General features: G+C 41.1%; 20 protein-coding genes. 1 reads left to right on the top strand and 19 read right to left on the bottom strand.

The features are described from left to right. Window positions 1–19: 19 nt before the first annotated feature. From MHB56_RS28020 to MHB56_RS27965, 12 genes are all read right to left on the bottom strand, one after another. On the bottom strand, window positions 20–1,108 hold the full coding sequence (locus MHB56_RS28020) for an efflux RND transporter periplasmic adaptor subunit (protein ID WP_076129326.1): 1,089 nt from the start codon (window positions 1,106–1,108) through the stop codon (window positions 20–22). A gap of 30 nt (window positions 1,109–1,138) precedes the next feature. Then, window positions 1,139–2,527 (bottom strand): ABC transporter permease, encoded by a 1,389-nt coding sequence (locus MHB56_RS28015; RefSeq protein ID WP_179086823.1) that lies wholly within the window; start codon window positions 2,525–2,527, stop codon window positions 1,139–1,141. After that, window positions 2,517–3,236 (bottom strand): ABC transporter ATP-binding protein, encoded by a 720-nt coding sequence (locus MHB56_RS28010; protein WP_076129325.1) that lies wholly within the window; start codon window positions 3,234–3,236, stop codon window positions 2,517–2,519. The genes MHB56_RS28015 and MHB56_RS28010 overlap by 11 nt, the downstream gene beginning before the upstream one ends. Before the next feature lie 39 nt (window positions 3,237–3,275). Beyond that, window positions 3,276–5,873: a hypothetical protein gene (locus tag MHB56_RS28005; RefSeq protein WP_081386363.1), complete on the bottom strand. Its 2,598-nt coding sequence runs from the start codon at window positions 5,871–5,873 to the stop codon at window positions 3,276–3,278. Between the two features lie 132 nt (window positions 5,874–6,005). Further along, window positions 6,006–7,334: a hypothetical protein gene (locus MHB56_RS28000; RefSeq protein ID WP_076194294.1), complete on the bottom strand. Its 1,329-nt coding sequence runs from the start codon at window positions 7,332–7,334 to the stop codon at window positions 6,006–6,008. After that, window positions 7,331–8,419, bottom strand: coding sequence for a DUF58 domain-containing protein (locus MHB56_RS27995; RefSeq protein WP_076129323.1), 1,089 nt, complete (start codon window positions 8,417–8,419; stop codon window positions 7,331–7,333). The genes MHB56_RS28000 and MHB56_RS27995 overlap by 4 nt, the downstream gene beginning before the upstream one ends. Window positions 8,420–8,422: 3 nt before the next feature. Further along, window positions 8,423–9,400, bottom strand: coding sequence for an AAA family ATPase (locus MHB56_RS27990; protein WP_076129322.1), 978 nt, complete (start codon window positions 9,398–9,400; stop codon window positions 8,423–8,425). Between the two features lie 132 nt (window positions 9,401–9,532). Then, window positions 9,533–10,621 carry a GerAB/ArcD/ProY family transporter gene (locus MHB56_RS27985; RefSeq protein WP_076129321.1) on the bottom strand — a complete coding sequence of 363 codons (1,089 nt, stop codon included), beginning with the start codon at window positions 10,619–10,621 and terminating at the stop codon, window positions 9,533–9,535. Between the two features lie 21 nt (window positions 10,622–10,642). Further along, the gene (locus MHB56_RS27980; protein WP_341144258.1) at window positions 10,643–11,794 is read right to left on the bottom strand and encodes a Ger(x)C family spore germination protein; all 1,152 of its coding nucleotides are present in this window, start codon (window positions 11,792–11,794) and stop codon (window positions 10,643–10,645) included. Beyond that, window positions 11,791–13,233, bottom strand: coding sequence for a spore germination protein (locus tag MHB56_RS27975; RefSeq protein WP_076217912.1), 1,443 nt, complete (start codon window positions 13,231–13,233; stop codon window positions 11,791–11,793). Before MHB56_RS27975 ends, MHB56_RS27980 begins: the two co-directional genes overlap by 4 nt. A 199-nt stretch (window positions 13,234–13,432) precedes the next feature. Continuing rightward, window positions 13,433–14,752, bottom strand: a complete 1,320-nt coding sequence (locus MHB56_RS27970) for a right-handed parallel beta-helix repeat-containing protein (RefSeq protein WP_445667765.1) — start codon at window positions 14,750–14,752, stop codon at window positions 13,433–13,435. Between the two features lie 860 nt (window positions 14,753–15,612). Continuing rightward, window positions 15,613–16,473 carry a DUF421 domain-containing protein gene (locus tag MHB56_RS27965; protein WP_076129318.1) on the bottom strand — a complete coding sequence of 287 codons (861 nt, stop codon included), beginning with the start codon at window positions 16,471–16,473 and terminating at the stop codon, window positions 15,613–15,615. Window positions 16,474–16,680: 207 nt separating this feature from the next. Here MHB56_RS27965 and MHB56_RS27960 point away from each other — a divergent pair, with 207 nt between their 5' ends. Beyond that, on the top strand, window positions 16,681–16,887 hold the full coding sequence (locus tag MHB56_RS27960) for a DUF1657 domain-containing protein (RefSeq protein WP_036678243.1): 207 nt from the start codon (window positions 16,681–16,683) through the stop codon (window positions 16,885–16,887). A 37-nt stretch (window positions 16,888–16,924) separates the two neighbouring features. Here the strand turns inward: MHB56_RS27960 and MHB56_RS27955 are convergent, their stop codons facing one another. The 7 genes from MHB56_RS27955 to MHB56_RS27925 all read right to left on the bottom strand — a co-directional run bounded on the left by MHB56_RS27955 (window position 16,925) and on the right by MHB56_RS27925 (window position 26,249). Then, window positions 16,925–18,718: a sensor histidine kinase gene (locus MHB56_RS27955; RefSeq protein ID WP_076185958.1), complete on the bottom strand. Its 1,794-nt coding sequence runs from the start codon at window positions 18,716–18,718 to the stop codon at window positions 16,925–16,927. Between the two features lie 16 nt (window positions 18,719–18,734). Continuing rightward, window positions 18,735–20,315 carry a response regulator gene (locus tag MHB56_RS27950; protein WP_076185961.1) on the bottom strand — a complete coding sequence of 527 codons (1,581 nt, stop codon included), beginning with the start codon at window positions 20,313–20,315 and terminating at the stop codon, window positions 18,735–18,737. A 171-nt stretch (window positions 20,316–20,486) separates the two neighbouring features. Next, window positions 20,487–22,172: an extracellular solute-binding protein gene (locus MHB56_RS27945; protein WP_175618981.1), complete on the bottom strand. Its 1,686-nt coding sequence runs from the start codon at window positions 22,170–22,172 to the stop codon at window positions 20,487–20,489. A 72-nt stretch (window positions 22,173–22,244) separates the two neighbouring features. Beyond that, window positions 22,245–23,141, bottom strand: a complete 897-nt coding sequence (locus MHB56_RS27940; RefSeq protein ID WP_036678249.1) for a carbohydrate ABC transporter permease — start codon at window positions 23,139–23,141, stop codon at window positions 22,245–22,247. A 29-nt stretch (window positions 23,142–23,170) separates the two neighbouring features. Then, on the bottom strand, window positions 23,171–24,139 hold the full coding sequence (locus tag MHB56_RS27935; protein WP_076129315.1) for an ABC transporter permease: 969 nt from the start codon (window positions 24,137–24,139) through the stop codon (window positions 23,171–23,173). A 244-nt stretch (window positions 24,140–24,383) separates the two neighbouring features. After that, window positions 24,384–25,604 carry an FAD-dependent oxidoreductase gene (locus MHB56_RS27930; protein WP_076129314.1) on the bottom strand — a complete coding sequence of 407 codons (1,221 nt, stop codon included), beginning with the start codon at window positions 25,602–25,604 and terminating at the stop codon, window positions 24,384–24,386. An 84-nt stretch (window positions 25,605–25,688) separates the two neighbouring features. Continuing rightward, window positions 25,689–26,249, bottom strand: a complete 561-nt coding sequence (locus MHB56_RS27925; protein WP_232061338.1) for a YeeE/YedE thiosulfate transporter family protein — start codon at window positions 26,247–26,249, stop codon at window positions 25,689–25,691. Window positions 26,250–26,264 lie beyond the last annotated feature (15 nt).

Below are 26,264 nucleotides of genomic sequence, written 5' to 3'. Positions count from 1 at the left end.
ATCTAAGCGTTAGTCATTGTTACTGAAGAACAACAACATCTCCAACCTTCAACCCAGAGAGAACCTCTGTTTTGTCCGTAGTTTCCAGACCCACTTCGATGTCTTTTCGTTCATATTGCCCGTCCCCTTTATCCAGCATAACGTAGGAGAGGTCTCCTTCATGCATTACAGCTATGCTGGATACAACGGTGGCATTTTCTTTGCGAACTGTTTCAATTTCTCCGTTTAAGCTTAAGCCACCGATCAAATGCTCGTCAGGCTGCAGCGTGATAACCACTTCGAATTGAGGAACCGAACTGGCAGTAGCATTCTGACCTGAAGCTGTCTTTGCAAATTTCGCCACCTTCGTAACTTCTCCAGATAACTTCAAATCTTTTATAGCTGTCATTTTTACGTCAACCTTCATACCTGTCTTTATACGGAAGACGTCTTGTTCACCTACAAGAGCAATGAATTCTAGCTTGTTCATATCTACTATTTTTCCGATATATTGATTATCTGTCACTGTTTGCGGAATTTCGCTTGCACTGTCAAATAAGAAAATGCCGGTTGCCGGAGCATAATAAAGTGCTGTTTTGAGTTTGGCTTTTTTCTCTGTTAATTCGCGTGCTTGTATTTCGGCATTGACCTGATTAAGCTCGTCCCCTAGCCGTGTTGCTTCTTGGGCTGTGAGTGCTTTAATGCGTTCTGCTTCAGTCGCACCAAGGGCTGCATTCTCCTCGTCTTGCTGGCTCACAAATGCATTCAGCTCTGCTTCCAGCTTTGCTTTACGGATGGTCGCCTCTTGTGTAGCAATCTCATTCTTCAAGGCTTCCTGATCGAGAGTAAACAGTAAATCACCTTTTTTGACCTGTCCACCGTTCTCAACCTTCCACTTTGTCACCTTTGAAGCATATGGAGCATAAACAAGCGTTTCTTTCTCATAATTAGAATTACCTTTAACCTGTATGGAATTGGTAATGGTCTCCTGTGTGACCTCAAAAGTTATGGCTTGTGGGGGTTCAACAGGCTCTAACTGCGCTTCAGGCTTATACATCTTACTATATAGAAAATAACCTGCTGCAATTATAATCAGTACCAATACAATCCACTTGATTCTCCTCTTCATCACTTTGGCTTCCTTTCAACTTAAAAATAGCTAATCCCGTTTAATCGCCGTGAGTGCATTCGTTCTGGATGCACTGATCGCCGGATAAATACCCGATAATACCCCTGTCATTACCGCAAATGCGATCCCTACCGGAAGAGTCATCAGAGGAATATAAATCACCAAAGGCTCGCCTCCACCCATTCCTGAAGAGTTACCGATGAGCTTATTAATTCCTAATACAATCAAGTATGAAAAGGCTATGCCGAGCAATCCGCCCAACATCCCGAGCAATGCCGCTTCTGTAATGAACATATTGCGGATCTGGCCCATATTGGCGCCCAACACTTTCATAATACCGATCTGCCGTCGTCGTTGATGAGTGGACATAGTCATCGCAACGATAATGGAGATCGAAGCAATAATCAGAATAAATACACCTATACCGAGAGCTGCTTTCTTAACCATGCTGAAGGTATCAGCGAGTGCCTCTTTTTGATACAAATTTGTGCTTGTTGTTAAGGTAAGTTTCTGAATAAGCTTCTCTAGTTCCACGATATTCTCAGTGCTGTCTACCTTTACAATCGCTGAGTTATAGACACCCTTTTGCCCAGCGGTTCCACTCGATAGCTTCATTTGTTCTACAAGCCGCTCGCCAGTCTCTAGTGACACATAGATCTTCTTGTCGTACATAGCCATATCCTCGTTCGTTCCACTCGGGTTGTCGAGGATTCCCACAACTTGAATCGGTGAGCTAACTAACATCCCTCCGGTTTGAGAGGCGGGATCAAAAGACTGTAATTGAACCTGTTGCTTGTACATATCTGTTGGAAGCATGCTTAAGCTGTTGTACTGTTCCATCAACTTATTGTTATATGGATCTGTACTCAGTTGTTCAAAAAGACGCTGCCGAGTTTCGTTATCAATCAGTCCAACGGTTGCACCATAGTTCAGTACAGCCATTCCTACCAAATCAGAAGCTCCGCCTTGTTTGAATTTCTTATCATATTTCGTTAACAAGCGTAGATCCGTTCCAATAAGCTGTACATCTGTTATTTTATTATCGATAGTCAACATCTGTATGTACCCTAGCTCTTGAAAGGGAGCTGCTGCAGTTACATGCCGCAAGCCTTTAATAATCTCCAGCTTTTGTGCTGTCAGCCTGCCGGGATCAAGCTTTTCATTGGCCGCAGACGATCCGCTGCCACCGCTGCCTCCTCCTTGGGAGGGTATACCTCCGTTGGGAGACACCGTAATTTCATCCATTTTGAAATTGCGGTTGATTTCCCGCTCCGTGTAGCTCTGTGCGGAGTCTCCTATACTTAATGCAACTATGATTGCAGCACATCCAATGGATATGCCAGCCATACAAAGACCTGTGACAACTTTCCGCCGTTTAACCTGTTCCCAAGCCAAGCGGGAAATATCACTAATCCTCAATGAGTATACCCCCTTCGAGTTCAGTATTCGAAGAAGTTTGGTTTTCAGTAATCATATATCCGTCCCGAAGCGTGAATATCCGCTGCATTTGCTCCGCGACTTTTAGCTCGTGAGTTACAACTATGAAGGTGGTCTTCATCTTCTTGTTCAGGTTAAGCAGGATATTGATAATTTCTTCTTCTGTCTTCGAATCTAGGTTTCCGGTTGGTTCATCTGCAAAGATAACAGATGGTTCCGTAATCAAGGAGCGTGCAATACTAACACGCTGCTGCTGTCCGCCAGACAGCTGGGAAGGGAACAAGTCGGCTTTATCAGGAATGCCGACTCCTTCCAACAATTCTAAAGCTTTTTGTTTACGTATAGAGGGTGCAACGGATTGAAAAACCAGCGGCAGCTCTACATTTTCACGGACTGTCATGCTAGTAATCAGCTCATAAGCTTGAAAGATAAACCCGATATTTTTTCTGCGAAATTCCGATAGCTTATTCTCACTCATCTTCACGATATCTTGATCGGCAATATAAATATGGCCTTCCGTAGGTTTCATTAGTCCTGCCATCAGATTGAGCATCGTTGACTTACCGGAACCCGAGCTCCCCAGCAGTGCTACCATCTCCCCCTCTTTCACAGAAAAGTCAATTTGATGAAGCACTGCTGTAGTTTCATTACCGTTTTTATAAGAATGCGTTACATTTTCCACTCGCAACATTGGAGCTGCTCCTCTTCGTACAATAATAGATATGAAATGCTATTTCTCAGTTACAACTGCTCTATCAATCTTGATGTTATAAGCTTGACTAGCCAGCTCGATCCGTTCGCCTTGGAATTCATCGTACAGCGTGATCCGGTAGGTTCCTCCTGACAAATTCTTATACATATTATTGCTAAAGCTTGCTGTATACGAGTTGTTGGTCCCTTCAAGAATATCGGTGCCAATGTTCAAGCTTCGTTCCTGAGATAGACCATATGGATCCGTCATTTTGAGGACCAGCTTATGCGTGAAGGTTCCCATATCATAGCTGCTGTCACGAAGAAGATTGTAATTCATAACTATATTTATAGAGTCACTGCCTTGTAGTGAGCGCCCTTCCGAACTTAGAACGGACATGGTATACGGATAAATAGCCACCTTCGTCAAGTTCTTCTCTGGTGGTGTGATGACCGGATTTAATGACAGTGAAGCCATATTAATAAATCCAGTGGATTCCTGACCGGGTTCCGTCAGCTTATTCCCAGTAATCCCTGGTCCAAGGAACAGGCTTACATCAGAAGCATTAACAGCCTTGGGAACCTTAGCCCAAAAGGTGATTAATTGCTTACCGCCTGGAGTAGCAGACGTATCCGGCTGATTGGCTGTAGCTTCGAATAGCTGACCATCTCCCGTTTTGTAATAAGCTTGGAGGCGAGCCATTTTGCTTTGTCTTTTCTCTTCACTGCTCAGAAGCAGCTCTGTGTATACGAGATTGGAGTTAAGTCCTTCATAAATAATGGTTTTGTTCTCTTGCACTTTTGCGTTCTTGCCTTTACCAGAGATAACATAACTTCCTCCAGTTTCAATAGAAGCTACAGCGTTCATCATGCTGTTCGTAGTAACTGACAGGAACGAGCTTTTCTCTTCTTTTACCATAGAATAAAGATTTAATTTTAATTTATCGAACTCTTGTGTATAAGGAATTTTGGCAAACACATAGATTTCAGCGTTTTTACCGGGCCCAATCGTTGAAGTTTCCTTATCCATAAACAATTCCGTTGAAGATGACATGTCCTCATTGTCTACCTGAACAGCTCCCTTTAATTCCGGCAGAGACAAGGCAACCGATTGGGTATTCGTAATATTTAATCTGGCAACAACGATATCATCGTCTTTCCATGGAAAACGCTGCAAGGAAACTAAACTATAAGTAAACGTCCCATATTCATTTGTTGCTCTATATTCCATACCTTTCTGTATCTCAGGACGCAAGGTATAGGAGATCGTAAAGTAAGCAATCGGAACCGTTAGTTTAGCTGTGTTGCTCGTAGCGACATTGGTTCCACCAGTGCTTCCAGTTGCTGCACCTTCTCCAGTAGTTCCCGTTTCACTATTATCTGGAGCAGAAACAGCCTCAATCATCTGCAATTGCAGTGAATTCTGTTCTACCTCAAGGGGTACCTGTGCGGTAAGCGGGATGATTTTTTCCTCCAGAGGCTTTATGGTTAATCCGCTCAAGCCCTTAGAATTGATCGGAAAGGTTGTCCCCGTTGAGGATTTGACGGCAAGCTCATAAGAAGGTAACGTAACGGCTGTCTTTCCTGTATTCTTCACTCGCAGCTGAAAAGTCCAGAATCCCTTGTTGTTCTCTGCGTATACGGTTGCGTTATTTAATTGGGTTTCAACCGTATTGTTATTGATGGTAATTTTCTTGATTACACCTTTGCCAACTACCAGATTTGGTGTAGTCGCCGCAGGCAGCTTGTACGAAGATTTGGCAATCTCCAGCTTCAGCGCCTCATCCTTTTGGGTGAATTGCAGTTTCATATTCTCCGTCTTCATATACGAAGGAATTTCTGTAAGATAATAAATGGTTTTTTTCTCTTGGGGCTGAATTTTATAACTAAGCTGAGAACGGTCAAGGGCTAATTCATACGAGCTTCCCCCTGCCGAGACCAAATATGCTGCGTAACCAGGATCACTTAATACTTTGCTGCCTTTATTGGTCAAGCTTATGCCCACCTTGGCATAAACCTTTCCGCTGTATTTGTAGAGCTCCAAGGATTCACTTTTAGCAATAACCGGAATGTCATTCATTGTAGTGCTTACATTTTTTCCGTTTACAGCGGTTGGCGAATAGTTGGCGGGTATATTAAAAGTTCCTACTTGCTTGAGATACCCCTTGGTTTTGGAATCCCAAACGTACATTGGAATCTTGATACCTTTTAACGAATTTACCTGGCCAACATTAACATAATATGTAACGCGCAAGCTTTCGTTAGAACCCACTTTTTTCTTAGTAGCGTCCGCACTTAGTGGATTCCCTGGAATAACAGAGCCGCCAGAGGTCATAACTCTCGAAAAATAATACAGTAGGCTAGCACTTTTGTTGCTGCCATTCGAATAGTTAATTGTATAAGTTAAAATATTGCCTCCAGGCTGTGACCAAATATTCACATCTTCCAGTGTAGCTTTGATATTAGCTCCTAAAGAAACGGAACCCAGATTACTAGGAGCTGTTACAGTTGCAGCAGCTACCGCCGATTTTGGCTGAACAGAACTAACTGCAGCAGCCGAAGCGGTATGCCCTGTCAACTGGCTTATGACAAAGGTGCTTAAGAGTAAAACAACATATGTACTGCTATGCTTTCTCATTGACTTCCCTCCACGAGTATTTTACTAGAATTATTATAGTGGTTAGCACAGATCCAATTGTATCCATGTTGTAACTCTTACAGATCTTTTGTAACCTATTTGTTCCAATTTGCATATATTCTGAAAATGATTCTATAATTTCAGTTGATTTTTCAAAGCTGCAATATCAGAAGCGGCAGGCTCATCTTCTCCGTATCTAACTTTTTCATATATTTCAATCAATTGATCTGCTGCTAAAGAATCATCATCACCCTTACGTTTATGCTTGCTACGATCTCCCCATAGCAAAACATCCCTTTTTGTTTCCTGCGGCGTAAGATAACTTTTCATTTCATAACCGTTATCGCGCTTTATATTAAGCCACCGCCGATAAAGCCAACGGACACGTTCCTGCTCGCCATTCATCTGATCCCAGCGATCCTTACGATGTTTTGAAGGAAGACGAGAGCTCCAGAAATCCTTTAACCCTCGAACGGTTTGTTCCCAAGTAAAGACGCTTTTCTCCTCGTCAAGATATGCTGTATTATTCTTAGGGGTATGTTCCCTACGTAACATCGATAACAATGCATCTATGACTTTCCGCCACTTTTCTCCAGCATTTCTGTACAACCAGCGAAGTGCATAATAGGCTGCAAACCCCAATAATACCGCCGCCAAAATATAAAACCCGTATTCTAGTATAATAGCTAGCCAGCCACGCTTTTGCTCGCCAACAGGTGGTAACATCGGAGTTGCTGGCGGCAATTCTGCTGGCGGAGGCTCTGGTTCTTTTGTGCCAGAAAATAACTGATTAATAAAATTGAAAAATGAGCGTAAGAGTCTCCATACCAATGATCCTATAGCTTTACCGACACCTGCCGCTAGTACAGCTGCAATAACTCCAATCACAATGACATATATACGATTATTCCGTTGTATCCCTTTGGGCAGCGTTTCATTCTCTTCAGTAAGTGCGCTGTATCGTATATAGCTGCTATTAGAAATAAGTAAAGTCAGTATTAAATACAGACTGCCACACCAGGTCAATAACGGCACACTTGGCTCCAATTCAGGAACTCTATGAAACGCTATAGTTGCCACAAAATAGATTATTATACCTATCCAAAACATTCTGAATCTATTATTTCTAGAGTCTACCGTCATCCCTAAGAATGTACATATAATTCCAGCCACACCTAAGGGAAGGCTTTCGATGGATAAACTCCCTGAAGCCACACCTAATAATGCCCCGAGGATTAAGGCGGCAAGTAATTGCTTCCATCTTACATTGCAAAAATTGCGCAAAAGAATGCCTGCTAAAGCTAGTATAGGCAGCGCAATCAACCATATTTGTTCATCTTGTTGGGGCAACAAATATATCTGAAATAGAACCCAAACCGGTAGAAATAGCAACAATTCAATAATAGACCACAACCAGAGTTTCACTGTTTCCCTTACATAGCCAGACAACGTAAGCTTCATGCGCTCTCTCTCCCTTGTTCCGGAATATCCAGCCATTCCACACCATTGCCTTGCTGCATTAGGAGATCCGTCGCCTTTTGCAATTCTGCTCCCCTATGGCAGCTTATGATTAGAAAATCTGTGTCACTAATTCCACTCTCAACCTGCAATTCCAATAGTCGACTCATAGGAAGTGTTCTATCCAGCTTCAGCCTTGCCAGGAGCTCTAACATATCTTCGAGCTGAGCCATCGGCTCTGCTTCAATTGGATCTCTTTCGCCAGCATCGTCCAATCTGCCATTACAGATTAATCCGGTCTCAATTCCATGCTGCATTGCGTATTCAGCTATAGTCGCTGCATATCTTATTCCTTGCTCGATTCGTTCCACATCAGTCACCGTTCTCCACATGGAATCACTGTCCTCTATATTCAGACAGATGACGAGCCGGGAATCAGCCGTGTAATCTTTTTTATGAACCTGCATAACACCAGTACGTGCTGTAGCCTTCCAGTTTACCAATCCCATAGAATCTCCTGAGCTATATTCACGAATGCCAGCAGTCAGAAAAGGATCTTCAACGATCCATCTTTTCACAGGAAGCTCACCCAGCCAGCTATGAATGGGCAATGGAAGCTCGTCTAGATTCAGCAGAACGGGATAGATCAACAACTCTAACTCGAGTGGATATGTTTTGTTTTTTCGAGTCAAACCAAATGGATCTCCCGTTGTCATAGTCACGGATTCCAAACGATATAAACCACGGCGCTCACATGTCACTTGATGCCGTCTTTTAATATGACGATAAGATTTTAAATAGAATAAACTAATATGATTCTGAGAGATTTCTCCTGTACTAATCCCAAGATTATCCTGACTTCCAAATTCCAGACCTCTCGCAATACTAGACTCCAATCGGAGCCACGGCAAAGGAAGAAGCTTCGCATTAATGATCTCCTCGATCATCTCAATACGTTCTCCTTCATAAGCAGTCTTACTTGAAAAATAACGAGAATAACTAAGCGCTTTCAGACCATTCCGTTTATAAATGTCAGCAAGAAGTAACACCAACGCCACTGTAATGAAAATGAACCAAGGCAAAGCCATAGGTCATTCCACCTTTCCGCCTCTTAAGGACGTCACGGGTTCAGCAGGCACCTCAACTTCACGAAGCACTTGCAATACAATATCCGCGGCTTGTCCCTCTCTTGAGCCTAATCCCCGATGAAGCAGCAGACGATGTGCAAGCACGGAAACAGCCACGGCTTTGATATCATCCGGTGTTACATAGGATCTGCCTTGAATAAGTGCATATCCCTGAGCTGATCTAAGCAACGCGCCACTGGCACGTGGACTCGCACCCAGTTTTACTGCCGTAGATTTGCGGGTAGCTTCCGTTATCCGTACGATATAACCTAATAAATCATCACTGATACTTACCGATGCGGCTAAACGCTGTGCGGCTTGAATATCTTGTGCCGTTGCTACAGGAAAAGACTCTTCGAGCGGATTATTCTCACGAAAACGCTGCAAAATATGTATCCCTTCATCAAAGGTAGGATAACCCGTAGTAATCCGCATCAAAAATCGATCTAATTGAGCCTCAGGCAGTGGGAAGGTCCCTTGGTTGTCTATCGGATTCTGAGTAGCAATGACAAGAAACGGTGCTTCTAATCCGTGCGTTACCCCATCGATAGTAATTTGCCGTTCCTCCATACACTCCAGTAGGCTGGATTGGGTTCTAGGTGTTGCACGATTAATTTCGTCAGCCAGCAGTATATTAGCAAATACCGGACCCGGTCTGAACTGAAACTCTCCCGTCTTCTGATTGTAATAGTTGATCCCGCTTAAATCGGAAGGCAATAAATCCGGCGTAAATTGTATGCGCTTAAATGAACAATCCAATGATTTGGCAAGCACCTTTGCCAGCAAGGTTTTACCCGTACCAGGTACATCTTCCAGCAAGACATGTCCATTCGCAAGTAATGCGGTCAGCAGCAGGTCTACTCCCTCCTCTTTTCCTACAATGACTTTGGCAAGATTGCCCCTAATAGATTTGATAAGTTCAGCTACTTCTTGAAGATTCATGTGAATACACCATCCAATCTGAGGATAATTATGTAATAAGTGCTTTAATCATAACAGAAAGCGTACCCGATTTATAATTCACAAAAAAAGGCACTGCCCATAATTAGACAGCACCCGTCTTCCATTCGATTTTCATTTCGCCGTCTTATGCCGATATCGAAAGAAGGCTACAATCCCATAATAGATGGGTATGCTTTCAACGATTAGCCAAATGATCACAATGGCAAAGCTTTTGTAGTGTTCGTAATATCTGCCGACGTCGCGTGAATATAAGTATGCTATTGTCACTGAAACCAGTGTTAAAAGGGGAACGTAAATTTTTTTACTATTAGTATTAAATAAACTTGCTACACATTTTGAAGCTATATAGATAAGGAAAGCGCTGTGAATAAACATCGAAGACGACCATATTCCAATCAAAAGCGGGTCTGTATTACCTAATAAATTATCTTCTTTCGAACTACGCACCATCTCGAGAAAAGGATATTGGAGTTGCTGGCCTAAATGTGGACCAAAACTCATCATTGTCAATAACCATCCTATTAAGACCGTAATTGAAACATAGAACTGCGCAAATACTAATCTTTTCATCATTTTCGCTTCAATTTTTAAATCAGGTGCAATGAACAAAAGGACAATCCATTCTCCAAACCATGACATGACCACAATAGAATCTTTCAGGGCGATTCCAGGATCATGATAATGAAAGAAAGCAGGTACCATATTAAAGTCCGCGTTTGGAAGGAATAAATTAAATAAAATGATCACGGTAATAAAGAAAATAATAAATAATCCATCGGCCATATATGTAATTGTTGCAAATCCTAGACTTGCCGTGTACATGATTACGAGACCAACGACACACTGGATAAATAGAGGTGGAGTTCCTCTTAAATAATTCGAGCCGAAAAATAGTACGAAATTCTCTATATCGAAAGAAACATAATAAACACACCAGCATAGTAGGAGCAGAATCATAAATTTATGTGGCCATTTGCCAATGATCTCTTTTCCAAAGTGAACCCAAGCTTGATTAGGTCGCAGCTTACCAACATAGATTGTAAACCACAATAATATCAATCCTAATAAGGAGCCAACGATTAATGCAATCCAGCCTTGATAAGAGGAAGTAGCAATAATAGCTGGTATCAAAAAAATGGTGGTTTGTGAGCTAAAAAAAATGGTGATAAACCGGAACAGCTGCCACTTTGTTGTACGCATAACTTCTCCTTCCTCAGTTCTTTATTTTGCTGTTCCAAAATCCACAATCCGAAAGTCCGTCTTCACCTTAATATCTGCCTCATGAGCGTAGTAATTATCCCAACGTTCTCTTAATTGCTTCCAAAGTTTCGGATCATTCCATTCCAGCAACATGCCCAGCTGTAGAACATCCGCACCTGCTTTTTGGGATAAATGTATAGCTTCGGTCAGATTAGCAGTTACTTTATCGCTTAGTTTCTCTGTAATGATATTACTGATCTCTTCTAGATTTCTTTTCTTAGGATCCCTTAAATAAATCACACTAGCTTTTCCCTTTAATTTCACTGTAAAAACTGGACCCTTATCCGTTATTTTTACTTTTTTCGAAGATTTGGCGCTAACAAATACAACACTTGCTGCACTTTCTCCACCATCCCAGGTAACAGAATAAACCGACAGCTTAAGCTTGCCTGCGGCCCATGCCAATGCCCTCCCCTCTTTAAGCTTTAGTATTCCCTTCATTTTCTCATTCTGAAACAACATAGCTCCTTGAATGCCTGCCCAATATTGTGGTTTACCTTCTTTTGTAGTTTCTTCTTTTTTACCAAATGAAAGATTATTTATAGCAAATCCAACGCCCGAAGCCTCAGCGAATATGCAGTCCTTAATTGTAGTCGAAAACATGTATTTTTCTGTTCCAAAGCTCCTCAGTACATCAGAAGGCAATTGTTCATAGATAGGTGTTAATGTATTCATCTCTTTTGCACTGCCGGGACTAGCCATGACATAGGTTCCAAGGGGGAGACTTGGCTCTCTTCTAATCCATAATAGGAGTTCACCAATCCCTTGTTCTGCATAAGCTTTCCCTAAGACAATTATTTTCAATTGGGAAAGACTAAGTTGACGTGTCAGATCTTTCTGAACTAGTAACATGGCGTCTGCGATCGTATCTGCGGTCTTAGAAACTGTAGAATAACTATTCCCATCACCGCTACCACTTGAAGGCTGGCTTCCCGAGTTTAGACGATTGGGCAAAGGAGAGTTAATCGTAATTTCAACGGTGCCTGCTTCTTTGCCTACATCTATAAATAAGCCGTACACAAAGGTTAATTCGTCCAGTTCCACCTTTGAAGACCAACAGCCTGTTAAATTTAGGAGTAGAAGTATAACAACTCCTATCTTTAGAGTTCTCATTTTTGATTCTGTCTCCTTAGATTCCTGTTGCTATAAAGTTTGCTGCGTTTCTTCATATAGTTAGAGGGAAAGCGAGATAATGTGTCCTTCCAATCTTCTAACACCAAAGGGGCAACGGGTTGTAAATATGGTGATCCTAACGGTCTAAGATTAGCTAAATGCCCGTAAATCAAAAAAGCTGTAATATATACCCCGAGCAAACCCATTGTTCCCCCCATAATCAATAAAGGGAAACGAAGTAAGCGAAAAGTCAGACCGAGCTCATAATGGGGAATAATGTAGGTGGCAATACCGGTAATGGAAACAACAATAACCATAGGAGCGGATACAATTCCCGCTTGCACCGCAGCCTGACCGATGACTATACCGCCAATAATTGAAACGGTCTGGCCTACAGGCTTTGGTATTCGGGTTCCAGCTTCTCTAAGGGCTTCGAAGGTAAGCTCCATAATCAAAGCCTCAGTCAATGCTGAGAAAGGAATGTTCTCTCTGGCAGATGCTATCGTAATTAACAGGTTTGAGGGAATGATCTGAGGATGAAAGGTTGTAATCGCAACATAAAGCGATGGAAGAATCATCGATATGATGGAGAACACAAATCGAACGATTCGAATCCAGCTTGCGGCATAGAAGCTTTGATAATAATCCTCAGAGGATTGTAGCATTGTAAAAAAAGAGGTAGGTGCAATCATTGCAGTGGGTGTGCCATCCTGTAATATTCCGATCCGGCCTTCCATTAAAGAAGCTGCCACCGAGTCGGGGCGTTCTGTATATTGAAATACCGGAAATGGTGTCAAGTTCCCCTTCCGTAATTGTTCCGATATATAACTAATGCCCAATATGCCATCAATATCTATTTCATTTAGTTGCTTTTCAATTTCAGCAAGAACTTCTTTTTTATAAAGTCCTTCAATATATACAACATACACATCAGTTTTTGTATATTTACCAATGGTATAATGAATAGTCTTTAGATCCGGATGTTTAATTTTGTGTCGGAGCAGGGACAGATTTGTTTCAATATCTTCAATGAATGCTTCTTGTGGTCCAATCACCACAAGTTCATTTTGTGATTCCGTAACCGATCTTTTCTGATATTGCGTGATCTCAAAATAATAAACATAAGGAAGCTCTTCAAAATAAAGCACTACTTTTCCAGCAACAATCAAATCCACAGCCTTGTTTATGTCAAACTCCTTAAGATACGGGATGGGAAAAACAGCTCCTCGATCCAATCGTTCTAAAAAATCCGGCCATTTGTGCTCTGAATTTGCTTCATTTCTTAGCGGCAATGCAATATCTTTATGAAGACTCAGGGAATTTACGATGAATGGGATATAGATCAAGTCACAGGAATGCCCATGAAGGCGAATGTTTTGAAAAACTGCATCACTAGATCCTTCCAGTTGTTCTTTTATTGTTTCAATAATTCCAGACATCTGCAGACTACCCCCAAAATTGTGACTTGTTAATCTGGCTTAGTTTGCCAACGTGATGGAAGGTTTATACTTAAAACAAACCAAATAGGCACAAATCCGGTATAGTACCGGACTCATGCCCATCAAAATATCGAATAAAATGACCTATCTAATCCTACAGAGTCAATTAAATAAGGAGCTCAAACCCCTAGCTTTCAAATCACGGAAAAGTTGCACCAATATTAGTTCCGCTAGGTGTTCCAGATCCGATTAGATCGCTACCCCCAGTTAATTTGAGGAAACTGCCCAGACTAAAAGAACCATCTGCATTTCGCACCACTGAAGGTGTAAGACTTACAAAATCAGCGGTACTGGCCACCAAACCCTTGGCATTGGTACTTGCATTACTTTTCCACCACACATTAGTACTTAGAATATCGGTTCCACTTGTTTTGTCACTCGATCCTCCAGCAAAAGACAAGTTGTTCGTAAATTGGTGAGTACCGGCATCAAAAGCAAAGTTACTCTGTCCGTTACTCCAAGAAGTATTATTTGTTAGTTGAATGGAACCTGGATTACTATTGTAAGTGAATCCGTGTTTTTTATTTTGAAATGCTATGCTATTCAGCACAATATGGTTTACTGCAATTTTTTCACCACCTAGTTTGAATCCATTCCCATCACTGTTTGCCGTTGAATTTCCATCTGAGGTCTGTCCGTTCTTATAGGAGATACTATTCTTGATCGTCACCACTCCGATGGGGCCTGTTTCTGATTTACTGTAAAGATCCCAGCCGTCATCTGTATTCCATGCAGCTATACATTTATCGAATACGTTACCAGGACCTATGGTCAGCTTAGCAGCAAAACCATCAGCGTCTTCCCCGTTATCCGGATCATAATTATCATGAGAATACACTCCAATGATCTGATTATAGCTCGGCCATTGACTCATGCTGGTCAGTGATGAAGCATACCGGCTGATTTGCAGTCCCGAATCCCGATTATGGTGGGTTTCAACATTCTCAATAATGTTATAGTTCCCGCCAATAAAGATCCCATTGTCTCCTGAGCCTCTTATCTCTAATCCTTTTACCTTCCAGTAGTTACCGTATATCTGCAAACCACGTTGAGCTGGGTCAAATGGCTGGGCGTAAAAATCCAATATAGGCTTCTCAGTCCCATATGCAGCGATGTTCTTTCGTAAGTTAGAGCTTCCGCTATTATCTTGTCCAACAATTATTGTTGAAGAATACGTGTAAACCCCTCCACGCATATAGATGGTTTCCCCGGGGGCTACCTTCGTAATCGCTGAGGCCAGTGTGGTTGGACTACCAATTGTTCCTGCGTTGCTGTCCAGACCATTTGGAGCTACATAAATAGAGCCTGCAACTGGTGTTGGTGTTGCTGTTGGTGTTGCTGTTGGTGTTGCTGTTGGTGTTGCTGTTGGTGTGACGGTTGGAGCTACTGTCGCAGTGGGAGTTGCACTTGCTGTTGGAGTAGCCGTAGGAGCTACCGTTGGTGCAATTGTTGGAGCTATAGTAGGCGTTGGTGTCGGAGTGCCCGTTGTGATATCGGAGACATTGATATTGTCGAACTTCGCTGCTGTCTTATAAGCTACAAGTCCTATACCTCCTGCTGTCAAAATGTTATCGTGTGCATTTAGCTGTAAAACATCATTAACATACATTTTAAGCGAATCTCCACTAAGCTCTAGCCTAACTGTATAGGCAGTCCCTGTAGTTATAGGAAAATCAGTTTTACTAGCCAGTGTTGAACTTGAACCATTCACTTTTTTTCGTATTTCAAGCGTCCCACCATTACTGTTAGACAGAGATGCAGCATAATAGTTATTTCCGTCAACATAGCGCCCGCACACATAAGTTCGATTAGTCCCATTGAAGTTATCAATCTTCACATCAGCTTGAACGCTGTAATCTGTCCACGTGTTGCTACCGGAGAACGAACGTCCTTCGTTTTGACTGGATTGGTAATACACATGATTGCCACTTTCTTCAACTACAGACCAAGTTCCTGTTGTACTCGTCCAATTGTCGGCATTTCCATTCTCAAAATCATTACTGAAGATATTTGCTGCCTGAGCGGTAGGGTTACTCCATGCCAAATTTCCTAGAACCAGCGAAGTTGTAAGCGCAACCATAATTCCGAATGAAAATCTTCTTTTTAGTTTCACGTGAACATCTTCCTCCTTGTTTTCTGATGTAAATAAAAAGCGAAGGCATTCCTCCAATCTTGTGTCATCTATAACTCCAGCCTAATCTCAACTATAATTAATATTTCGAAGTTGTACAGCTACTTTATGCCCATATTATTACATTTATTTAAATTAATATACAAAAACACCCTCGATTTTACTCGAGAGTGCCTTTATCTTTATCATTAGCTTTGAATTAACGGTTTTAAAACCTTCAATGAAGCTTGCAATTGCTCCGAACATTGCTCATACATTTTTTTAGCTTTTTCATTATCTGTTGATAAACTGAACATTTCTAAATCAGCTTCACATTTTTTCAGCAAAGCATATAATTGAGGCTTATCCTGCGGCTGTGGGACTTTAAAGTTATCTGCATACAAATCGACAGTCAGCTCACCATAAGAATCAACTTGTCCAAGAAAAACATTCTCAACCGTAAAACCCATTTTCTCAAGGGCTCCATCCAGCCAGCTTCGCGTCAGGTTTAGGGTGTCTAATGGTTTGTCGAGCACTTTACCATCCATAATGACAACTTGCGACTCTTTCTCCGGGGCAACCTTTATACCCAATTGCTTAGGGGTTACCGGCTGATATTCACTCTTGAGTAAAACATTTATGGCTCCATCAGATTCCATAATCGCAAATTCCACTTCCGATATATTGAAAACGTCTTTTTTGCGTAATTCCTCCAGCAGTTCATCTGTGGTTAAACGTTCTTTTTTCATATGATCTTCGAGTATTTTTCCGTCCTTAATTAGTACGGTGGACTTGAAATCAATAAAGTCTCTTGCTTTTTTACTCTTCATCTGAAGGTATTCGATCCCTAAAGAACAAGCCACCCATACAATCAGTGCAATGAGCCCTAAATGCCATAACTTATCCGTATCCAAAGAAATGTAAGCGGCTAAGCTGCCGACGGTTATCCCCGTAATATACTCGAAGAACGAGAGCTGCGATACTTGTCTCTTTCCCAGTAATTTTGTTAAAAAGAAAAGTACAACCACAGCAAAGAGCGTTCGAACTACAACCTCTAACCACTCCGGCATTACAATTACCCTCCTTTTGAATCAAAACTTGTTTACTAACACTCATTATTTGTCAATAAAGGCGCATTCAATCCGGAATTTCACTACTTATTTATGGAAAATCATCTATTACTAGAAGTATGAATTTTTTTCCTGCATAACGCTAGAAGCATTTGAGGACAATAGCATTCGTCATGCTAATAATCCAACACAGAGGAGAGAAACTCAATGACAGTAGCCTCACAAGTTAAAACATGTTTATCTTCTTTAAAAGGTGCTCAAGCCAGTCTTGAACAATTTGCACTAGAAACACAAAACGAGAGTGCAAAAACCTTGTTCACGAACGCAGCCGAGCAAACACAACAAATCGTAACTCAAGTAGAGAACCGGGTAACCGAATTGGAGTCCGAAGAGCCTCAATATAAAGGATTCTAATTAAAATTAAAGGGGTCTTAGGCTAGAAAAACTAGCTTTAAGACCCCTTTTCATCATGTACAACATTCGAACGAATGCCACGCTTGCCCTTATTAGCAGGAATTAGTATCTGAACAGAAGTGCCAATTCCAACACGGCTAAAAATGGTTACGCCGTACTCAGATCCATATTGTAGTTTAATCCGTTGATCCACATTACGGACCCCATAACCTGTATTCGTGTGACCCTTTGGATCAAAAATTTGATCAATACGTTCCTGTCTCATGCCGATTCCATCATCAATGATGCGGAATAGAATATCATTGCCCTCTTTACGCCCAACAATGCGTAAATGAATGTGATCACCACACCAGGCGTGCTTCAGCACGTTCTCGATAAAGGGTTGTAGAATCAGTTTTATAGTCTCATAAGGCCAGATTTCTGTATCAAAATCAAACATAACTTCCAGACGATCACCGTATTTAATTTTCTGAATTTCTAAATAAGCGTTTGCCTGCTCAATTTCAGTCGGGACCGGAATCATGGTTCGTCCTTCATTAAGCGTCAGGCGATAAAACTTCGCTAATTCCAGCACCATCTGCTGCAGCTTCTCATTTTGACCAAACTTGGCTAATTGAATAATAGATGACAACGTATTATATAGAAAATGAGGATTGATTTGTGATTGCAGAATTTCAAGCTCTGCTTCCTTCTTCTGGAGCTGCGTCAAATATACCTCTTTAATCAACATATCGATATTTTCGCCCATATCATTTAATGCGGTTGCAATCTGAGAGAATTCATCCTTGCCTCGATAGGAAATACGCTTGTGAAGATCACCTTCCCGATAGGCATTCAGCACGTACACGAACTTATTAATCCGAATTGAAAAATATCGGGATATAAATATGCCGACAAAACTAAAAACTACACAACAGATGAGACACATCAAAATAATAAACAGTCGTACCTTCACTGCATCCTGTTCAAGAATCGTAATTGGAACTAGCGCGTTTAATTGCCAAGCTTGGTTAGAAACTGTAACTGTTTCACTAATCGTCAGGTAATCCTTATTAAGTTCGGCTTCGTTGGAATAGTGCTCTGGTAGTTCTCCCGATTGGTACATCGTTCTTCCGAACTCGTTTTTTAAAATTAGAATACTTCCTTTTCCTATCTTCGTATAATTCACACTATTGAACAGATCTGGAATGCCTACATTAATCCGCAGGAAGCCAATCTCCTTAGGTACGAGAGGATCATATGTATCTATTAATCTACGTAGCAACGAGATACGATTATTTTCTACATCGCGCTCAATCTGCCACCATTTCATAGTCTCCGCATATTTCTCGGTTGGAAAATCATAATACCAGGATTTCCCTTCAATCCGGTTCATATGGTAAAGATGATAGAAGCTACTATTATCCAGATAGCCCTCTAGTGAATTCGAATAGATCTCAGGAATGGATTCATTCTTTAAAAATAGCGACATCCCAATCCTCATACCCGTTGATTGAATAGCTACGTCCAGCTTTGGAAGTACCTTCATAGACATCCGGTCATAATTCTCCCAGCCTTCTTCATAGCTTCGCAGATTCCGATAGAAATCATAATCACTATATAATTGCGTTGATATCCGGGTAACTTCCCCCATTTTATAATCAATATTATCGCGAATTTGTAACAACGTACCTTTAATATTCGAACTTGTATGCTCGCGTAATGAATCATTGTACATAGAGTGAGAGACAAAACCTATCACAGATACTGGGATAATAATGAAAAAAATATACGTCAGCATTAATTTATACCCTATCGGCACATACTTATGTTTACTTCTTGGTTGTTTCATGCAACATCATCCCCCATCACTTCTCCCGCTTACGATACTCCATAGGTGTCATACCATAGGCTTCTTTGAATTGTCTGCTGAAGTAAGGAAGATAACGGTAACCTACCTGGCTCGCGATTTCATAGATTTTACACTTCGGATCTTTCAAAAGCTTGCCGGCTTGTTCCATTCGCAGCTGAATGAGTACTTCGCTGAACGTTTTCCCAGTTTCCTCTTTAAATAGATATCCCAAATAGTTGGGTGAGAAAGAGAACTGCTGTGCAATATCCTTTAACGTAAAATTCTCGCTCATCTTATCCTTCATCATTTGCATAATTTCTCTAATCAGTTTATTGTTCACTGACTCTGTTTTGCTGCGTAGGTACTCGGATATTTCAAACGTTTTGAGTACAAGCCAAGAGCGTATATCACTGATCGTATCGAATTGAAGCAAAATATCTAAACTATGTAACTCCATACCTAAGATTTCAAATAAATCCTCACTAACCTCTTTCAACTGCTGATCCAGCTTCCATATAATATACATGGCTAGATTATGAATCGTGAATTTAGATCTTAAACTACTCACGGATTTAAACAGCTTATCGATCTCGTCATAAATAAGGACTAACTCATATTCTTTCATCGCTTTAAAAAGCGTATCCATACGGGCATCCAACGTACGGGCATCAATCATTCCAGGTTCGCTGCTAACCGTTTCATACATAATTAGTTTGCCCTTGCCGAGAAACATCTTTCCGTCAACGGCTTCCATAGCTTGCCGATAGGAGGTGTGGACCTGGTCCATAGCAAATGTAGGCTTCCCTACCCCTACGGTCATAGTGACAGGAAATTTTGTGCGAATTGACTCATAAATTTCTTCAATAAACTTCTCCATCTCCTGTTCGTTAATCAACAACGCGATTCGATAAGAAGATACCTTATAGCAATGTGGCATACCGTGCTTCTGAGCAATAGTATTCACTTCATACAGAAAGTCCTTGGACATTAGATGTTTAGTTAGATTATCCTGTTCTTGCAACCAGTTGAAATAATCCAGCTCCAAAACCGCCACACGTATAGGCCATTCCAGCTTATCCAGACCGTAGGACTTCATAAGCTTTAACATTCCAGCTTGAGTGTCCCCCTCCCATTCCCCTTCAAATAAGCGGATCAACAAATCATTTTTGGCCATAGGAATCATATGCTGATAAGCTTCTTCAACGTCACGCCGTTTACTTTCATCATCTAAATCCTGCTTTACTTTCTGTAGTGCAGCAATAAGTTCCTTGTCATCCATTGGCTTAAGGACATAGCTATATGCTTTTAGTGAAAGCGCCTGTTTCACATAGCTGAAATCCTGGTAACCGCTTACAAAAATCACACGTATATCGTTTTTTTTCTCTATGGCAATCCGAGCCAGCTCTAGACCCGACATATTCGGCATATTCACATCACTAACAATAATATCAATAACATGCTGTTCTAAAATATCGCATGCCGTAAACGCGTTATTCGCTGCCTCCACGACCTGCATACCCAGTTCATTCCAAGGAATGAATTGTCTCATGCCTTCAAGATCAAGCATCTCATCGTCTACTAATAATACGTTGTACATCAACACAATCCCCCTTTGAAATGTTTTTAAACCAACCTGCTGAATCTACTAACCAATCTTTTTCAGTATACCATTCATTCTCTTCCCTAACAGCTGATAAAACAATGAGTACAAGAAATGGGACGTAAAAACGAAGGCTTGCTAAATAGCAAACCTTCGTATTACAAATTATTATTTACCTAAAGCTTTCTTATTTTCTGTCCATACTTTTGTTACATAATCAAGAAATTTCTCATAGCCAACCTTGATAGAATCTTCATGTGCTTTATCAAGAATTGCTAATGCTTCTGCATCAGTCTTCGCATACATCGATTTTGCTCTTGCTGTTAACCAGATATCTCTGACACTTTGTCTGATAATCCCTTCTTCACTGTCTGGAGCCGGATCCCAATTCAGGAACTCCGTAAAGTCACCTTGCGAAGCCCAAGTTACTTCCATCTGCCAACGGTTACTAAAGTCAATCTTGTCAGCTGGAAGGGTTTGCAACATCATTTTCTTTGTATTATCCAAGAAAACAGTATTACCTACCCATACCAAGTCACCGGCTTTTCCGTTAATTTCGGACAGAGCTTCTGGCTCATTCAGATATTTATCTTTATTAAATTTAGGAGTAAGTCCATCTGCTTCAAATCCATCCCAATACCCTTCTGGTCCTGGAGGACCCCAGTTAAGAACCATAGAACCTTCTGGTCCTGTCATCCAGTCAAGCATAGCGAATACAGCCTCTGGATTTTTAGCGTTTTTAGTGATTGTAGCAACGTTCCAACCTAACTGATTATACGTTCCTGGAGTAATCTTACTTTGATCCAAACCAGCTTTGTAAATCGGTTTAATAAACATATATCCAGCTTCCGGATCCGTCTTCTTCATCTCTTCATCAGCAGTGGCGAGCAATTTCATTGGATCAAAAGTCGCAATAACAGCAAACTTGCCATTCATCGCTTTCTCTCTAATTTGATCTTCTGTTTGAGTATTCGCATCCTGCGTCATTAGCTTCTCACGCATTAATTTAGCAGCAAATACAACTGACTCACGGAATCCTTCATCCTTGTATATCGAACCCATTTTGTCGCCATCAGGTACGGCGTATATTCTAGTATACGACAGATTACTCTCTTTAAAAGAGGAGAATAACTGGTCAATTCCGTTACCATCTCTCGCTAAACCCGTCTCGAACGGAATAACGTCAGGGAACTTCGCCTTAACAGCATTTAAATAAGCATACAAATCATCTGTCGTTTCTAGCTTAGGAGAACCAAGCTCTTTGTAAATCTTTTTATTAATAGCATAACCGGCGTTTCCGTTTGGTTGAGTTGTATAATAATTCGGCAGCTGATAGATCTTCCCATCAGGGGAACGAAGCAATTCCAAATGTCCAGCTGTTAAGTATTTCTTAAAGTTTGGATATTTATCAATATATTCATCCAAAGGAACTAGCATATCCGCTTGGCGAAGACGTTCTACGTCAGCACCTTTCTCGGTCCACACAATATCCGGCAGCTCGTTACCAACGATCATCGTTTGCAGCTTTTGAGCGTTATTACCACCAGAGCTAATTCCTGTGACATTGATCTTCAGATTATCTAAAATCCATTTAGAAGCAGCATCTTTGCCCCATTTCGGCATTTGATACCAGCCGTAATTTCCGTAGAATGAGATTTCAAGCGGTTCTTTCCCTAATTCATACAAATCAGCCGCAGGAGCTTCAGTTGCTGTGTTGACCGCTGTTCCTCCTTCTTTCTCTGGTTCAGCAGTTGCCGCCGGAGCGCTTGAATTGTTGCCACCACAACCCGCCACCAAAGTCGTTAATAGCAAGGTAGACATCATACCGAGAAGCATCTTTCTCTTAGTCTTCAATGTATTTTCCCCTTTCAATTTGTAATCTATGTTCAAAGCAATACGCTCTAAACCCAATCTCATTCTATCATCCTACTCTTTCAATGATCCGACCAAGACCCCTTTAACGAAGAATCTTTGTAGGAATGGATACACACATACAATCGGAATGGTTGCAACCATGATCGTAGCCATCGTTAATGACTTCGAGGTTATTTTCTTAGCCGAGTTAATATGAGCAATGGAGCTTGCATCTACATTAGACAGCTGTTCTGAAGCAATATTAGAGAACAATATCTGCCTTAAGATGGTCTGAATCGGCATTAACTCCTCTTTCGTAATGTAAATACTCGCTACGAACCACTCATTCCAGTGATTTACTGCTGTGAACAAAGATAATGTTGCTATAACTGGTCCTGACAAAGGAAGCACGATGCGGACAAAAGTCCCCCAATATCCGCAACCGTCAATCTTTGCTGACTCCTCTAAACCTTGTGGAAGACCTTGAAAGAAGGTCCGGAATATGATCATATTCCATACGCTGACCAGTGCAGGAATTATAAACACCCAAAATGAGTTGAAGAGACCTAAACTTCTGATAAGCATGTATGACGGAATGAGTCCCCCACCGAAATACATAGTAATGATACACATAATCATGTAGTATTTGCGACCCATCAGTTCACGCTTCGACATTCCATAAGCGAATATCGAAGTGGCCAGTATCGCTGTTACTGTACCGATTACTGTCCGCAATGTAGCAATGACGAATCCACCCATTAGACGAGAATCTTCAAAAACGATCTTATAATTCTCAAGCGTGAACTCACGGACCCAGAAAGTAACTCCACCTTTCGAAGTATCCATCCCCTCATTAAAGGAAATAACAAGTGAGTTCCAAAATGGATAAAAAGCGGAAAATGCCAGTAAGGTCAAAAATACATATATGAATCCTATAAATATTCGATCTCCTATATTAATACGTTTCATAGTTTGGTCCCCCTATATTGAGTAATTCATTACCACAAGCTGTTCCCTGCTCTTCTGGCAATGAAGTTGGCAAAGGTAAGTAATGTCACGCTGATCACGGCCTTGAACAATCCGATAGCAGTCGCATAGGAGTACCTGAAATTGTCTATACCGACACGTACAACATATACATCAACTGAATCTGACACTTCTCGTAGAGCTGGATTGGAAGCTAGGATCAAAATATCTTCGAATCCTGCATTCACCAGATTACCGATTGCCAAAATCATAAAGATGATTACAACTGGCATAATTGAAGGCAACGTTATCAAATATATCTGTTTAAACCGACTTGCACCATCCATCGAAGCCGCTTCGTATAAATGCGGATCAATACCAGCAATGGCAGCTAAGTACACGATTGAAGCAAATCCAATTTCTTTCCATACATTGGTTGTAACTAAAATGCCCCAGAAATATTCTGTCATGGAAAGGAAGTTGATCGGTTCATCAATGAATTTCAATTTCTCAAGCAGCATATTTATACTGCCGTTATCTACGGATAACATCGAGGTAACCATTGAGCCGATAACTACCCAAGATAAGAAGTGAGGCAAGTAAGTAACGGTCTGAATCACCCGTTTAAAGAACATCTTACGGACTTCGTTCAGCATTAACGCCAAAATAATCGGTGCAGGAAATCCAAAACAAAACTTCAGTAAGCTGATGATGATTGTATTTTTCATAACCACTTCAAATTCAGGAGCATTAAAGAAGTAAATAAAGTGCTTTAAGCCAACCCAGTCACTGCTAATAAAGCTATTCCCTAACTTGTAATCCTGGAATGCAATTAGAATCCCGTACATGGGGATATAGGCAAAAATAAAAACTAGAACAAGTGCTGGCAATACCATAAGCTGTAGATCTATTTGCTTAAAAAAGCGTCTGATCCCGCTAGTTCGTTGCTTGTTTAGATTCGGTCCGGATCTCTTGTCTGGTGCGACGCTTGCGTTCGCCATAGGTGAATCCTCCTTGTGATGATTTTGAAGATATGTACAGATAATTGATGTCCTTTCTCCCTCCGCTATAGTTGCAACATTTATAAAATAATCATAAGGTTTAAGCGCTTTCAAAAATATATGACAAAACAACTATTATTGATACTTTGACACTCTCTTGCATTAGCTCGTCTCATATTCCTTAAGCTTGAATAAAAAAAGACACATACAGAGATAACATCTGCATGTGTCTTTGACTTTCTCCTTAATTAGCAAGAGTCCTCAGTATTTCTTCATTTATCTTTTCAGTAATTACTTTTTGGACCTTCCCATTATCCAGATAAACAATAGAAGGAACTGAATCTATCCCTAGCTTGGCAGCAAGTCCGGGTGACTTATATACATCTACCTTTGTGACCCTGACATCCGAATGGGATTGCTCAAATCCCTCAATTAAAGGCAATAACTCCCGACAGGAAGGATCTGTGGCATTCCATAAATAAACAACAGATGCTTTGCCTTGATTCAGAATTTGATGCTCATACACCTCACATTCAGAGATATACTTCTCTGCACCATACCCTGCAATGGCACCATCGCCAACAGCGGTAGCAACTTGTTTTAGAAATTTATCGCACACATCTCCTGCTGCAAAGACCCCAGGTATATTCGTTTCCATTTTCTCATTAATAAGTACATATCCATTACGATTTAAGTCTACTACCCCTGATAAAACTTCTGTGTTCGGGGTGTATCCAATAAATAAGAAACATGAATCGACCTTAACGCTTTGCAGTTCATTAGATTTTAAATTTTTCAGGACGACGGAATTCAAACGTTCCTCACCTTCGAAAGAACTTACCACCGTATTCCACATGAATTTCATTTTAGGGTTTTCTAGTGCCTGCGTTTTGGCAATTTCATTACAATCCATTTTCCCATGATCATGCATGACAGATACGATCACTTTATCTGCAAACTTAGTCAGAAACATCCCTTCCTCAATAGCTGCATCACCACTGCCAACGACCATAACTGTTTTCCCCGTATTTGCCGCAGCGTCACAGGTTGCACAGAAGGAAATTCCTTTATCATATAAGAACATATCTTCATTAGCTGCACCTGTAATTCTTGGTTTTCCTCCACTGGCTATGATAATGACTTTACATTCATATCGAACCCGAAAGGTTTCCACTACTTTTATCTCTTCCGCTGCCGAGACAGATTTGACATCTGTCATTTTGAAATCAACACCAAATTTTTTGGCTTGTTTATGAAATAATCCCATAAGATCTGTTCCGGTCGTTCCTTCAGGAAAACCAGGATAATTTTCTATTTCATTAGTATAAGTCGCAAGACCGCCTACCAGCGATTTTTCCAAAAGAAGTGTCTTCAATTTTGCTCGTCCACAATAGATCCCTGCTGTTAATCCAGCAGCCCCGCCACCGATAATGACGACATCATACTGTTCTGTCTTCTTTTCCATTTCAATTGACCCTCCTGTGTAGACTATGATTTCAATAAAATAGGCTGACTCTCGTCAGCACTATAAGCTCAGTCTATTTCACTTTTACATAAAGAATTTGGCTAATAATTTACTGCCTATAAATGCACCAACCAGCAGGAACAATCCAAAAATCCAGCCTGAAAGCGATAAAGAAGCTATAGCCGTAAATAATGCACCTATATTACATCCATTAGCCAGTCTAGCTCCGTACCCCATGAGCAACCCACCAAGTACAGCCGCCACTACCTGCTTTTTGGACTTAATTTTCTTAAGCTTGAACTCGGAAGCAAACAATGTCGCTGCTAATGCACCTAAGATAATCCCTACATTTCGAATAGACCCACCATCATTCAAAAATCCGGAAGATAATGTTTTTTGAGCTTTCTCCGTACTAAAGTAAGCCCAGTTATCTACATTTCCTCCTACCAGTCGATACGCCCAAGCTCCCCAGTCCGCGAAGGCGCTGGTTACTCCCCATCCTTTTGAGAAAACAGCCAGATGTGCTGTAGCGAACACAGCGAGAAGTACAGCTCCAGTTACATAAGTAAACGGTTCTTTGAGCAATTGCTTGTAAAAGCGGTTAGACGATATCTTCAACCAGAATTCGTTCACCGTTTCATTCACCGTCCTTTCCTACTT

Origin of the sequence: Paenibacillus sp. FSL H8-0315 (assembly GCF_038005365.1) — a bacterium.
Taxonomy (GTDB): domain Bacteria; phylum Bacillota; class Bacilli; order Paenibacillales; family Paenibacillaceae; genus Paenibacillus_AQ; species Paenibacillus_AQ odorifer.
The sequence above is the reverse complement of the archived record's forward strand: the minus strand, read 5'-3'. Positions and strand labels throughout refer to the sequence as shown.